Genomic DNA, 13,051 nt, shown 5'->3' on the forward strand with positions numbered 1-13,051 from the left:
CAGATGCTCTGTCGATCGATGGGATACGGAATATATTCCACATCGTACAAAGCGCCTGTAGCTTGGACGGCGACAGTTTTCAGCTATGAACATATTATGTTCATTTTTTGCTTGCCTCACTCCCTGCTCGCGGTCCATGATGCGGCCATCTTCACCACGTGCGGAGGCGGCCAGATGCCGAGAACCTATGCGGCAGTGAGTAACAAAGGTGGGGCTGGAAAAACCACGCTCGTGACCTTGATCGCGGGGGAATATGCCCTTCGCGGCGAGCGGGTTCTTCTTGTCGATGCAGACAACCGTCAAAACCTGTCAGGCTGGTGGCGGCTGTGCGCCGAGAAAGCCAATGTCCCGGATAATATCGAACTCACCCAGGCATCGACGCAACGCTCGATCGAGCAGACCATCGACAATCTAGGCAAGGCATTTGATCTCGTCGTCGTCGATGCGCCGGGCGTCGACAGTTCATTGCAGACAGCCATCATCCGCTCGGCCGAACTGGTGATTTCACCCATCCAGCCGGCAATCAAGGAACTGGAGGCGGCGGGCCAAGCCGTGGCGGCCGTCAATGAGATCAACGACCGATACGGCCTTTCGATCACCCATTTCAATGTCAGGACGCGGATTTCCGTGCCGGGCCGAAATCTCGAAGCCTATCGATACATCCGACCGTTTGTGGCCGGCTTGGTTGCGGCCGAGTACCGGACAGGCCTCCTCGACACAGAACTCTTCGAGCGCAACATATACCGCGAAATCCAGAACGGCCTCGGGACCTTGCAAATGCAGGATCTCACTGATCCTGTTCGCAAGGCCCGGCTTGAAGTTCATCAACTGGTCGACGAGATCGAGCAGCGTAGGGCGGCGGCCGATCTTGAGGGCGCCGCATGAGCAAATCCGTTCTCGACATCAAGGATTTCTCTATCGCATCTCGCAAGCCCGAATCAAAATTGAATAAGAGCTCCAACGTGCCGAGCAGCGAGCCGACCCTGCCAGTCGATAAACCATCGGCTCAGATGCTGCTCAAGCCGACTGAAGAGCAGCGGCGACAAACGGCAGAGGCCCGGGCGATTGCGCAGGAGGATGTCCGCTACAGCTTGAAGAACCTGAAACGATCAAAACAGCGCAGTGTGAAATTCTTCATAAACATCGCCTTGGATTATGAGTTGAAAGCGCGCCTTCAAAAAGCTTCGCAGGAGAACGATCTGAAGATGACGCAGGTGGTGAAGGCGGCGCTCGACTTCTACCTTAAGGAAAATGGCTATTGACGCGCGGCCCAAGCGCGGGGTGGCCGGAAGGGGACCGTAGTAAGAAAGCCGCCTCAGAAGGGCGGCTCGGCTTCGATCGTGCCGTCGAGTTCGGCCATGATGACGGCAAGCTCGGCCCGGGCAAGTTCGAGCTCGGCTTCGATTTGGCGACGTTCTTCCACGGTGGGGGCGTTGGCGGCTTCGAGGCGCAGTTCCTCGATGAATTGTTCGATCGTCATCGTCGTCTCCTTGAGGTTTGTGAGAGATGACGGCGGCAGGCTGGGCGGGGAAAGACAGGTCAAGGCTCGGAACGGCCGGCGGAGCCGGCGCGCGGAGGACCCGAATTTGTCGGAGCGGAGTGAAACGCAGGGACGAGAAATTTGGAGGGGCCGCGCGGCCTTGAGCTGGCTTTGCCCGCCCGGCACAATCGGCCGATCTGAACAGACAGGTTTCCCTCGCGTGTGGCACCCATATTCGCCGTCGCCTGACGCTCGGCCGGAGCTGTTCGCATGAGGCGCTTCCTGCTCGATGGCACAGTCCTAGAAGAGAGTGATGAAGGCTTTCAGGATCTGCTGACCGATGCCTATTGTGGAAAGGTCCGTCCGCTTTGTCTCTGCTGCGAACCGCCGGTCCCGATGTATGTGGCCAATATCGGTGACCAGCTGGTGATCAAACGCATGCCGCTCTCGGGCGGCAAACACGATCCGGCCTGCCCTTCATACGAACAGCCCTACGAATTGTCAGGCCTTGGACCGTTGGTGGGGGGCGCGATCAATTTCGACCCGACTGCCGGTACGGCATCGCTAACGCTGGATTTCTCACTGTCGAAGCGCGGCGCGGTCGCAAGATCAGACGGGAGCGCCGCGTCAGCCGACAGTGTGAGGAACGCGACCAAAAAATTGTCCCTGCGCGGGCTGCTGCATTTCCTCTGGCATGAGAGCGGGCTGACGGAATGGACGTCGCATTGGGCAGGCAAGCGGCACTGGTGGCAGGTCTATCAGCATCTGAGCGAAGCCGCTCGACTGATGGAGGTTCGTGGGCAAGCATTGACCGACCGGCTGCTCATTCCCGAACCGTTTCGTGCCGGTGACAAGGCGGCGATCGAACAGCGCCGGGCCCAAAAACTTGCGGGCCTCTTCCAGGCGCCGGCCGGGGCGAGAAAGCTGATGGTGCTGATTGGGGAGATCAAGGCGTTCGCTGAGGCGCGCAACGGCCGTCAGGTCGTGATCAAACACATGCCGGGTTTCCGACTCTATCTCGAAGAGCCCACTTGGCGGTCCCTGCAACGGCGGTTTGAAACGGAACTGATGCTGTGGCAGAGCACCGAGACATCGCATCTGATGGCGATCATGACGATCGGGGGCACGCCAGCCGGCATTGCCACCGTCAACGAAATTGCCCTGATGGCGGTGACCGAACACTGGCTGCCGATCGAGAGCGCCTATGAACAGCTGCTTGTCGATCGCCTCGGCCGCCTGCGCTCCAAATCGGTAAAGGGGTTGAGGTTCGATCTCCCGCGCATTCACCCGTTAGCCAATGCGATCCTGCCGGAAGCAAGGCCCCTGCCCTGCGCGCTTTATATCGTCCCACCGGATGCCGGCGATGACTTCCAGGCAGCCCTGGGCAAGATGATCGATGCGCGGCCGGATCTTGGATCGTGGATCTGGCGGATCACCGAGGGTGAGATGCCGCCGCTGCCGGCCTAGCTCGTCAGCTTATTCGTCCTCGGCACTATCCAGCAACCCGTCATAAACCCCCAGGAGCGCATTGGTGATTGCCTGCCCGAGGGCGTTTCCCGCGTCACGAAGTTCTCCCGCGGTGCCGTCCCGCGCGGCTTTCGCCAGATCGAACCGCTGTTCGCCGTCGATCTGCTTGGCGGCCTCGATCGCCCATAGGCCGAAATCTGCGCGGTTGTGGATCGTGAGTGCGTCGTCCATTGCCGTCTACCCGTTGATGGAAATCGACGTCTATCGTGTCTCTTCGATTATCGCCAGCATTCATCAAAGTCGTGAATCGAAGCGCCTCCACCGATTCATAACTGTCGTTGGACGCGTCGGCGTCTCTTCGTCATCGTTCGCCCACGGCGACTTCCACCTTCCGGCTCTATTGCCAGCGCATCGAAGCGACGAAAAACATGGCACGGTATTATGCCCTCTCCATGCAGCCGACCTTGTTCGGAGAGATGGCCGTCGTGCGCCGCTGGGGCCGGATCGGATCGCGCGGCGGCGAAAAGACCGAGGTGTTCGCAACCGAGCGTGAGGCTGCTATGCATTTCCTGGATCTGGCCCGCAGGAAACGTCAGAAGGGCTATCGACCGGTTGGAAACTGTGGAAATCCGGGGTTGCTGAACGCTTCTTCGGCATCGCGTCAATGACAGGCCGACATCCACCTGTCAGGGATTTCGGATCAACTTCGATGCGGAGAGAAGAAATGACGACGACAAACGAAATCGCCGACAAGATCGCCGGTGAGCACGGGCTAACCAAAGCACAGGGCAAGGCGATTGTCGAAGCGGTGATTGCTTCGATCACCGATGCAGCGATTGCCGGCAATGAAACGAGCCTTCCGGGGTTCGGCAAGTTTAAAATCAAAAATACGCCGGAACGCGAAGCTCGCAATCCGGCCACCGGCGCGACGATCAAGGTGGCGGCGGCAAAGAAGCTGAGTTTCCAGCCGGCCAAGGCTCTCAAGGACGCGCTGAACAAGTGATCTTGTGAGCAGGCATAAAAATATGCCCGGCTTGTGGCCGGGCTGTTATGTTTCGAAATATGCGGCTCAGCAGGGAGCAGCATTGTTCAGCAAATCCTGAAGGATCGTTTCACTGACCGGTCGGATTGCTTCACGGCTATGATCGTCCAGCAGTCTGTGAAGAATACACGATGCGAGCGGCACGAAATCAAAGCCTTGTCTGACAGCTGCAGCGCGCAAGGCTGCAAGCGTTTCGAATTCCTGAAATTCCGTACCAAGCCAAAGTTCGAGATCCTCGCCATCGGAAGTGGCGAAAGCCTGAAGGAAGAACGTCTGCAGAGGGCGGTCATAGCCGATAGTGGCGTCTGGGTCAGCGTGACGTGAAGCGATTTTCGTAACGGTGGTGGTATAGCGGCTCATGGGGAGATCCTTTGTTGCCGGTTGCTGGCTCGGAGAAGAAGCCGGCCCCGCTAGGAGGCCGGCAGTCCCAGTCAGGCCGGGCTGTTCCAGAGGATGACCTTCTTCCCGGGCTCGCCGCCGGGCGCTGGGGCGACGTTCCCGAAGATCACGCCGATCTCGGGCGCTTCGAGCTTCGTGGAGATGTATTCTTCTCCGGTCTGGCGGGAGATGCGGTTCCAGCCTGCGCCGATCTCAAAGCCGGTCTTACGGTGGATGATGCGGTAGTCCGGGGCTTCTTCGCTCGCCTTGTTGGTGTTCGGGACGAGGGCGATCGGGGCGTTGACCCGGATGGTGGCGAAGATGCCTTCGAGAGTGCCGTCGGTCTTTTCGGTGAGGGTTGCGATCGTGGTAGCCATGGGATTGTCTCCTTCGTTGCATCGGGACCATTCCCGATGGCGCCCGAAGAAGGGGCCGCGCCGCAGGCGTCACCGCAGCGTAGCGAAGGGAAACCCCCTTGCGGGGTTGACGCTGATCGCGGCCGGTCCCTTAGAAAGGCGACATAAAGAACGGGAATGGCCCTTGATTGCGACGTCGGCAGGAGACCTCGCCGTGGCGGCCGTTTGCTGCCGCGCCGAGCGCCGCGCGCGTGGCATGCGTTGGTGGTGTTCGGGTCAACGGACGCTGGCCGTCATCGAGTCGGGCACATCGCGAGAGATCGGCACCGTCCTGAACCCATCCTCATCGTCAAAGATGGCCTTCGGTGGCGTGAGGCCCGAATCCTCGGCCTTCCCTGACGCGACTGCGGTTCTGCGGAGCGTAACCGAGTGACAGACGTGATTTCAAGGGATGTTGCCCCGGCGCCCGGCGGCAGGGATGCGGCAAGCCTCAGTCGAGGCGGTTGACCCGACCGGTTCGGCCGCGCGCCTCGGCAAACAGTCTGGCGATCTTCACCATGAAGGACTTGCTGAAGCGGCCGAGGATGTCCTGACCGGGCTCAATATACCAGGAGCGCTCGACGATATCGTAATTGTATTCGTCGACCATGATCCAGCACTGCTTCAGATCGCTTAAGCCCGCGCGCTTGCGCTCGATGTCCGGAATCTCCAATGAGGCGCGACCCGTTTGCGGCGGTTGGGTGGTGATGGCGAGAAGCGCCAGGTGCGTGTTTCCGTCGGCGGCATTGCGGATGGCGATGACGACGCAGCCGGGACGCTGCTTGCGGCCTCACCGCACTGCTGCTGCCAGGCCCAGAGGTCGGGATAGGAGATGACCTCGCCGGGTCGGAATTCACGGCTTATCGTCGGAGCCTTCGCCATGCGCCAGCCGATCGAGCGCCTCGTCGAACAGTTTCGCATGCTCGGCGGGCATTTCCGAGATATGAAAGGAGCGGCGGGGGTCGCCACCGGTGCGCATGCGCTCATAGTGATCGTAGCTCATCAGCACGAAGCGAGGCTTCTTGTGGCGAGTCAGAACAACCGGCTCGCGGCTTGCCGCATCGGTAACGTCGCCGATCTGCTTGTTGAGGTCGTCTGTCGTGAACTGCTTCATCGCAAAGATCGCCACTTCGATTCCCATATAATCCATTTTTTCCCATGTTTTCCATCTTTCTGGGAAAGGGCGCTCACGCGCCATCTCCTGATGCCTGCCAGACCGGAATGCCGAGCCGGCGTGCCTTGTCGGCGAGATTGCCTGTGATGCCGTTTCCGGGAAAGACGATCAATCCGGCGGGCATGACCGACAGCATATCGTCATTGCGCCGAAACGGTGCGGCCTTGGCGTGTTTCGTCCAGTTCGGCTTGAAGGTGATCTGCGTCACCTTGCGGGCTTCGGCCCAGCAGGCGGCGATACGTTCGGCGCCTTTCGGCGAGCCGCCGTGCAGCAGCACCATGTCGGCATGCTTGGCATGCGCCTGATCGAGCTTGGCCCAGATCCGCTCATGATCATTGTAGTCCATGCCACCGGCGAAAGCGATCTTCGTGCCGGCTGGGATCAGCACTTCGGTCTCGGCGCGCCGGCGAGCGGAGAGAAAGTCGCGGCTATCGATCATCGCCGCCGTCATGTTGGCGTGGTTGACCTTCGAGCCGGTGCGCGGTCGCCAGGACGAACCGGTCTGCGCCTCGAACAGATCGGCCGCATAGTCGCGCATGAACTCGAAACTATTCCTGCGTTCCAAGAGCGTGATGCCTTCGGCGACGAGGCGTTCGAGTTCGACACTCTTCACCTCCGAGCCGTCCTGCTCGCGCTGGCCGGTGCGCTGCGCTTCCTCGTTGCGATCGAGCTCGCGCTGGATGCGCTCGCCGGCGCGATGGAAGAGATTGGGGATAGACCAGAACAGGTCTTCGAGATCGGGCTCCAGCCTGGTGTCGCCGAGCATTTCCGCGAGGGCCTCGAAGATCGTGGTGATCGATGACTGGACCTGCGGCTCCTCCGGCAATGGCCGCGGATCGGGCTCGTCCTGGAAGGGGCGATAGCCGAAGACCTGCATCTCGTAGATGAAGCGGTCGGTCGGGGAGGACGCGTGGTGGGGCTCGAAGCCGTCGTCGGGGTGAAGGATCAGGTCCATGGTGGTCTCCGTTCGGTGGGCCGCGCCTCTCGCGGCCTGACGGCGAACCCGGTCACGCGGGCCGAGGCCGGAACCGCAAGTGAAGCGCAGCGGCCCAGCGAAGCGCCGGGCGGGGACAAGAGGGTTTCTTGATCCGCGAGGAATGACGGGCCGCGCCTGCGGACCGGCAGGGGAAGAAACCCGACTGACCCGCTGAAGGCCGGAGGCCCGCGTGGTAAGGGTCGCCTCTCGGCAGGCCCGCGGGCGCGCGTCCACACGGGGAGCCGGCACTACCGACCGTCCTTTCGCCCGCGCCGCCTGCGTCCCGCCCTTCTGGGCCTTCTGGCAAGGCTCATCAGGGCAGGAAGGTCACCGCGTCTTCCGGAGTGAGTTGAAGCCGCAGGCTTGCGGTCATCTGGTCCGGCCCCAGCCAGCGTAGATCCTCGTTGAAGTCGCCGAGCTCGGGCGACAGCACCAGGGGCAGGATTCCGCATTCCTGCGCCCTGCGGCTCAATCCCTCGACCCCATGCCGGCCGGCGGCATCCGCGTCGGCGGCGATGTAGAGGCGTCGGCATCCGGGCGGGACGTTGAAGGCCGCGAGGTGATTAGCAGTCAGGGCCGCGACCATCGGCATGCCGGGCATCACGTGTGAGAGCGACAGCATCGTTTCGAGGCCTTCTCCGGCTGCCAGGACCGGCATAGACGCATTCACCGGAAAGCGGAAGCGAACGCCATTACCAAGCAACCCGCCGAGCGCGCGGCGGGGATCGTCGACCTTCGCTTTGCCAACGCCGTCAGGGTCCAGCGACAAATAGGTGCGGTGCACGCCGGTGATCACTCCGGCGTCGTCGGTGACGGCTGCGATCAGGGCCGGATAGCTGCTCGTCCGGCCAGTCAGGAAATCGCGATAATAGCACGACGGGTGAAAACGGAGCGCCCCATGGGCGGATGCCCGCAGAATACCGCGTTCGCGCAGATAGATGTCGGCGAGCGTACCCGCCAGCGGATGCGTCATTCGAAACAGCCGTCGTGCCCGCTCCGTCGCCGGCCGCTCGACCGGAGAGGCATCACCGACGTCGCCCCTGAGGTCCGACACCGGTTCGGGTTGGGGCAGACTAAGAAAATGACGCGCCTCCTCGGCAACGTCACGGAAGTCCAGGAGGCCACAGGTCTCGCGGACGAGATCGAGCAGGTCACCGAACTGACCGGTCGCAGCATCTGTCCACCGGCCAGCACGCGGGCCGGCCAGATGCACGTAGAGCGACCGGCCCTTGTTGTTGGCGACATCGCCGACGAGCCAGTAGTTGCCGGCGCGGCGGCCGGCGGAGAGGTAGTGGCGACAGACCGCCTCTGCGTCCTGCGCGAGACGGCCCGCCAGATCGGAGGCGGATAGCATGACAGACCTCCGTCACGACCGGCGCGCAATGTCGATGAGGCGATGACGCTGCATCAGCTTCGACAGGATCTCCGCACCCTCATCTGTCACCGGCACGAAAAAACGCAGCTTCCAATTGATCATCTCGGAGAACAGGCCGATCGACCGCAGCCAGTCGCGCATACCCTCGGTAAAGCCGATCAATTCGACGCGGTACTCGTTCATCACCCGCACGCGGCGGAGCGTCATGTCACCGGCAAGGCCGACGATCGAGGATCCATCGACCAGCGCCGTCCAGGCTTGGTCGCCGGTCAGCACTTGCGTCTGATCGATCCCGAAGTTGCGGCAAAGGCCGGCGAGACGATCCGGCGCTATGACGCGGCCGACGATCCGCTCGCCGTCATCGGTCTGCAGACGCCGTACGCGGCAAAAGTCCTGCGGCAGCAATTTCCAGATCGGCAGCAACAACCCGCTGACGATATGCATCACCGACGTCGAGAATCCCGGGACGGCCGCCACCTCGGCGTTCCATGCAAAGGCAAAGGCCTGTTCGTCGGCCTCCTCCCAACTCGTCTCTTCGAGCTGCCGAACCTCGAACCGAAGCTCGTCCATCGGCCGGATCAGTGACACGCGCGGCTGGATCGACCCGTCATCCAGCATGATCGACCGGGTCGGGACCATCACCGCCGGCCGGCCCGACTTGCCGTTGACCATCAACTTCGCGCGCGGGTCCTGGCTGACGAGGCTCTGAACATCCTTGAGCTGCATCGGTGCATTGCGATCCCTGCGCTCGATGGTCAAGAGGTGCGACTGCGCGCCGGTGACCGGATGGGTGTAGATCAGGCGCCGGTCGGCGATTGTCATGCTGTCGGCGGTGATCGTCTCCAAGCCCCTGTCATAGATGCCTGCGGCTACCGCCCCTTCGATACGTGCGGCCAATAGCTGCTCGAAGGCCTCGAACAGCAGGTTCTGCATGGCGATGGTTAGTGCCAGCATGCGATTGAGGAATGTCTGGATGGGCGGCAGCTCATCCTTCATTCCGCCCTCCTCCGATGTCAGCGACAGGCCGGTGATGCTTTCGAACGTTTCCAGCGAGCAGCCTTCGATCCTACCGGCATGCAGCATGCCGTAGAATTGCCGCAGCGCGTCGCGCGCATATCGCGATTCGAGATTGTCCTCGCTGCGAAACATGCCCTGCCCGCCGGTCTGGCGTTGGCCGCGGGTGATGGCTCCGAGCGTGTCGAGACGCCGGGCGATGGTCGAGAGAAAGCGCCGTTCGGCCTTGACGTTGGTGGCGATCATCCGGAACCGGGGCGGCTGTTTCTGGTTGGTGCGATGGCTGCGCCCGAGGCCCTGGATCGCCACGTCGGCACGCCAGCCGGCTTCTAGGAGATTGTGCAGGCGCAGGCGCTGGTTCCGGGCGGCGAGATCCGCGTGGTAGGATCTGCCGGTTCCGCCGGCGTCGCTGAAGACGAGAATGCCTTTCTCGTCATCCATGAAGGCGCGGGCCTCATCAAGATTGGCGCTACCCGGCCGGTTCTGCACGCCATAGCGGGCGATGGAGCCGCTGTCCTCGCGGCGGACGATGCGGCGGGAGCGGCCGGTGATCTCGGCCACCTGGGTCGTTCCGAAGTGCTGGACGATTTGGTCGAGCGCCGTCGGGATCGCCGGCAGGCTGCCCAAGGTTTCGACTAGCTCGTCGCGCCGACGTTCGGCTTCCCGGCAGATGACAGGGTTGCCGTCCGCGTCATAAACCGGCCGCGAGCTGAGATTGCCCTCGGCGTCGGAATATTCCTCGAAGAGCTGAACCGGAAAGGAATGCATCAGGTAGTCGATGACATATTCCCGCGGCGTCACGTCGACCTGCAGATCACCCCATTCCTCGGTCGGGATCTGTGCCAGCCGGCGCTCGGTCAAAGCCGCGCCCGTCGAGACGAGCTGGACGATGGAAGCGTGACCCGCTTTCAGATCTGCAGCGGTCGCCTTGAGGAGAGCCGGCGTCTTCATCGAGGTCAGAAGATGATTGAAGAAGCGCTGCTTCGAGCTTTCGAAGGCTGAGCGCGCGGCGGCCTTGGCTTGTCTGTTCAACGTCCCGCTTTTGCCGGTTATACCGGACGCCTCCATCGCGGCGTCGAGATGGTTGTGGATGACCTGGAACGCCTCGGCATAGGAATCGTAGATGCGGATCTGCTCGTCGGTCAGCGCATGTTCGAGGATCTCGTATTCGACGCCCTCAAAGGAGAGCGATCGCGATGCGTAGAGGCCCATGGCTTTCAGGTCGCGCGCCAGCACTTCCATGGCGGCGACGCCGCCGCCCTCGATCGCCGCGATGAATTCGGAGCGCGTCGGGAAGGGAAAGTCGGCGCTGCCCCAGAGACCGAGCCGTTCGACATAGGCCAGCGATTCGACGTCCGTGGCGCCGGTCGCCGAAACGTAAACGACGCGGGCATCCGGCAGCGCGCGCTGCAGACGAAGGCCTGCCCTGCCCTGCTGCGACGCCGCCTTGTCGCCGCGCTCGGACTTGCCGCCGGCTGCGTTTGCCATCGCATGGCCTTCGTCGAAGACGATCACGCCGTCGAAATCGTCGCCGAGCCAGTCGACGATCTGCTGGACGCGCGAGCGTTTGCCTTCCCGCTCGTCGGTGCGCAGCGTCGCGAAGGTCGTAAAGAGGATGCCTTCTTCCAGCGTGATCTGGCTGCCCTGGCGGAACCGCGACAGCGGGGTCACCAGCAGCTTTTCCTGGCCCAGCGCGCCCCAGTCACGCTGGGCGTCCTCGATCAGCTTGTCGGACTTCGAAATCCAGACATGGCGACGGCGGCCCTTGAGCCAATTGTCGAGGATGATGCCGGCAGCCTGGCGGCCCTTGCCGGCGCCCGTGCCATCACCGAGGAACCAGCCGCGACGGAAGCGGACGGCGTGGTCGATGTCAGGCGCGACAGCCTTCAGATTGTCGAAGGAGGCATCGGCATTCCAGTATCCGGCGAGATAGCCGGAATGGGCTTCGCCGGCATAGATGACGCTCTCGAGCTGGGCATCCGAGAGATCGCCGCTGGTGACGATGCGCTTCGGCAGGTGCGGACGATAGGTCGGTTTCGGCGGTACGACGGATGCCATGGCAAGGGATTCGACCAGCGTGTCGGGATGGGGCTTTGCGTCGGGGATGTGGATCGACTGCAGCCGATAGGGCTCGTAGAGACCATCGGCGGCGCCAATATGGTCCGGCGCAGCAGCATCGTGCAGCTCGTAGGAGAGTTCAATGATTTCATCATCGACGGGTGCAGGGCGGGCCATTGGCGAAGGCTTCGCCAGCCCGCCGACCGTAAGGCGATGCGACGGTGGAGCAATCGCTGCTGGACGCATCATGTCCACGCGCGGACTACCGTTGGAGAGCGCACCGATGGAGTTCGCCGCCGCCGCGGGCGCGCGGGGTGGAAGGGCGGTGATCCAGGTGAGCAGTCTTTCCAAATCGTGCGCTGTACCCTTCGACGTCACTAGCTGCGAAGGATCGATCGCCGGGATCTTGTCGATCACGATCAGGCGCGTTTCCATCGTCGTTCCATGACGGGCATAGATGGTCCCGTCGATCGCCGCGGTGAATAGGACCGTGCCCTTCTCCTGCAGCCGCACGAAAGCGTCCCGCCATGCGGGATTGTCGGGAGAAAGGCTCGCGCCGGTGATCGCGACCAACCGCCCACCGGAAGTAAGCCGCGCGAATGCGGAGGAAAGATGCCGCCAGGCGGCGTCAGCCACGCGACCTTCGACATGAACGCCGGCGGAGAATGGCGGGTTCATAAGCACCACGGTTGGTCGAATAGAACGGTCGAGGTAATCGTCGATATGCGCGGCGTCGTGTTGAGAAACAGAAACGCCGACGAAGAGCCGCTCCAGCAGTGAACGGCGGACAATCGCATATTCGTTGAGCGTCAGGTGTGCACCCGCGAGTTCTGCGAAGATCGCCATGAGGCCGGTTCCAGCCGAGGGCTCGAGCACCACGTCAGCGGCTATGATGCCGGCAGCACGAAATGCGACGTAGGCAAGCGGGATCGGGGTCGAGAATTGCTGCAGCGCATGGCTCTCCTCGGATCGCCGGCTGTGGGTCGGCACGAGGTTTGCGACTTTCGTCAGCATCGCGAGCGTCGATTGGGGCGAATGGGTGCGGGATGCAATCGCTGGCCCGAACTTGCGCAGGAACACGACCTGAGCGGCTTCGGTCGCCTCATAGGCGTCTTTCCAGAGCCAGAGGCCCTCGGCGTCGCTACCGCCGAAAACCTCGATCATAATTTGCCGCAGGTCAGCTGTGGTGAGGACTTTACCTTGCTCCAGAAGCGACGTGATCCGACCGGCAGCATCCATAAGTGCCTCGGCGCGCGTTTTGATATCAGAACGTGGAGAGGTGGAAACGGTTTGGGGGTGCGAGATGATATTCATCGAAGGATGCTCCAAGAGTGAGGAAAGAACAGGGGAGCCCAGCGTCCTGCCGAAGGTCGGAGGAACGAAATCGGGCAGCCAGGGCAGGATCGGCCGGCTTAAACCGCCGGCTATTGTCAGTGTCTAGGCCGTCGGGCTTACGAGGAAGCCAGTCGGGTCATCGGGATCGGGCGGCAGATAGGCATCGTAAGGATTGCCTTCGGCCAGATGGCCAAACGGCGTGAAGGCGTATTCGCCGTCACTGCGGCCGACGGCGCAGAGCACGTAACGCGGCTCGCGGGTCGCGGCATCGAGGCATTCCATGAGAGCGAGATTGCCATCGGACGCGGCGCGAAGCAGCGTATCGAAATTCAAGCGAGCGTAATCGGGTATAGCCAT

14 protein-coding genes and 1 pseudogene are annotated in these 13,051 nt (G+C 62.3%); 5 read left to right on the forward strand and 10 right to left on the reverse strand.

The annotated features are described in order from the left end of the window. The first annotated feature begins 174 nt into the window (after nt 1-174). Both ACSQ3G_RS28505 and ACSQ3G_RS28510 read left to right on the forward strand, forming a co-directional pair. Entirely contained in the window at nt 175-885 is a 711-nt protein-coding gene (locus tag ACSQ3G_RS28505; RefSeq protein ID WP_436113219.1) for a ParA family protein, read from the forward strand. Further along, a complete protein-coding gene (locus tag ACSQ3G_RS28510; protein ID WP_436112674.1) occupies nt 882-1,262 on the forward strand; it encodes a hypothetical protein in 381 nt (126 codons plus the stop codon). The genes ACSQ3G_RS28505 and ACSQ3G_RS28510 overlap by 4 nt, the downstream gene beginning before the upstream one ends. A gap of 53 nt (nt 1,263-1,315) precedes the next feature. Here ACSQ3G_RS28510 and ACSQ3G_RS28515 read toward each other — a convergent pair whose 3' ends face one another. Further along, the gene (locus ACSQ3G_RS28515; protein WP_172746138.1) at nt 1,316-1,480 is read right to left on the reverse strand and encodes a hypothetical protein; all 165 of its coding nucleotides are present in this window, start codon (nt 1,478-1,480) and stop codon (nt 1,316-1,318) included. 270 nt (nt 1,481-1,750) lie between these two features. On the opposite strand from ACSQ3G_RS28515, the gene ACSQ3G_RS28520 reads away from it, so the two are divergent. Further along, complete coding sequence (locus ACSQ3G_RS28520; protein ID WP_436112675.1) at nt 1,751-2,947, forward strand: DUF1173 domain-containing protein; 1,197 nt, start codon at nt 1,751-1,753, stop codon at nt 2,945-2,947. 9 nt (nt 2,948-2,956) lie between these two features. Here the strand turns inward: ACSQ3G_RS28520 and ACSQ3G_RS28525 are convergent, their stop codons facing one another. Further along, nucleotides 2,957-3,178 (reverse strand): hypothetical protein, encoded by a 222-nt coding sequence (locus tag ACSQ3G_RS28525; protein ID WP_436112676.1) that lies wholly within the window; start codon nt 3,176-3,178, stop codon nt 2,957-2,959. A gap of 107 nt (nt 3,179-3,285) precedes the next feature. Here ACSQ3G_RS28525 and ACSQ3G_RS28530 point away from each other — a divergent pair, with 107 nt between their 5' ends. Both ACSQ3G_RS28530 and ACSQ3G_RS28535 read left to right on the forward strand, forming a co-directional pair. Beyond that, nucleotides 3,286-3,615: a WGR domain-containing protein gene (locus tag ACSQ3G_RS28530; protein ID WP_436112677.1), complete on the forward strand. Its 330-nt coding sequence runs from the start codon at nt 3,286-3,288 to the stop codon at nt 3,613-3,615. 56 nt (nt 3,616-3,671) lie between these two features. Further along, complete coding sequence (locus tag ACSQ3G_RS28535) at nt 3,672-3,950, forward strand: HU family DNA-binding protein (protein WP_255761878.1); 279 nt, start codon at nt 3,672-3,674, stop codon at nt 3,948-3,950. A 66-nt stretch (nt 3,951-4,016) separates the two neighbouring features. Here ACSQ3G_RS28535 and ACSQ3G_RS28540 read toward each other — a convergent pair whose 3' ends face one another. The 8 genes and pseudogenes from ACSQ3G_RS28540 to ACSQ3G_RS28575 form a co-directional block, all read right to left on the reverse strand. Continuing rightward, nucleotides 4,017-4,349, reverse strand: a complete 333-nt coding sequence (locus ACSQ3G_RS28540) for a hypothetical protein (protein WP_436112678.1) — start codon at nt 4,347-4,349, stop codon at nt 4,017-4,019. Nucleotides 4,350-4,420: 71 nt separating this feature from the next. Further along, complete coding sequence (locus tag ACSQ3G_RS28545) at nt 4,421-4,744, reverse strand: DUF736 domain-containing protein (RefSeq protein WP_255761876.1); 324 nt, start codon at nt 4,742-4,744, stop codon at nt 4,421-4,423. Between the two features lie 469 nt (nt 4,745-5,213). Then, nucleotides 5,214-5,626, reverse strand: a pseudogene (locus ACSQ3G_RS28550) (hypothetical protein). Then, on the reverse strand, nt 5,616-5,876 hold the full coding sequence (locus ACSQ3G_RS28555) for a type II toxin-antitoxin system prevent-host-death family antitoxin (protein WP_436113220.1): 261 nt from the start codon (nt 5,874-5,876) through the stop codon (nt 5,616-5,618). Before ACSQ3G_RS28555 ends, ACSQ3G_RS28550 begins: the two are co-directional and overlap by 11 nt. 73 nt (nt 5,877-5,949) lie before the next feature. Then, nucleotides 5,950-6,891, reverse strand: a complete 942-nt coding sequence (locus ACSQ3G_RS28560; protein WP_436112679.1) for a DUF2493 domain-containing protein — start codon at nt 6,889-6,891, stop codon at nt 5,950-5,952. 334 nt (nt 6,892-7,225) lie between these two features. Continuing rightward, nucleotides 7,226-8,266 (reverse strand): DUF7146 domain-containing protein, encoded by a 1,041-nt coding sequence (locus ACSQ3G_RS28565; protein ID WP_436112680.1) that lies wholly within the window; start codon nt 8,264-8,266, stop codon nt 7,226-7,228. Between the two features lie 12 nt (nt 8,267-8,278). After that, nucleotides 8,279-12,673 carry a strawberry notch-like NTP hydrolase domain-containing protein gene (locus tag ACSQ3G_RS28570; protein ID WP_436112681.1) on the reverse strand — a complete coding sequence of 1,465 codons (4,395 nt, stop codon included), beginning with the start codon at nt 12,671-12,673 and terminating at the stop codon, nt 8,279-8,281. 123 nt (nt 12,674-12,796) lie between these two features. Beyond that, on the reverse strand, nt 12,797-13,051 hold the full coding sequence (locus tag ACSQ3G_RS28575; protein WP_436112682.1) for a DUF6117 family protein: 255 nt from the start codon (nt 13,049-13,051) through the stop codon (nt 12,797-12,799).

Origin of the sequence: Neorhizobium tomejilense, from assembly GCF_964254135.1 — a bacterium.
Taxonomy (GTDB): domain Bacteria; phylum Pseudomonadota; class Alphaproteobacteria; order Rhizobiales; family Rhizobiaceae; genus Neorhizobium; species Neorhizobium tomejilense.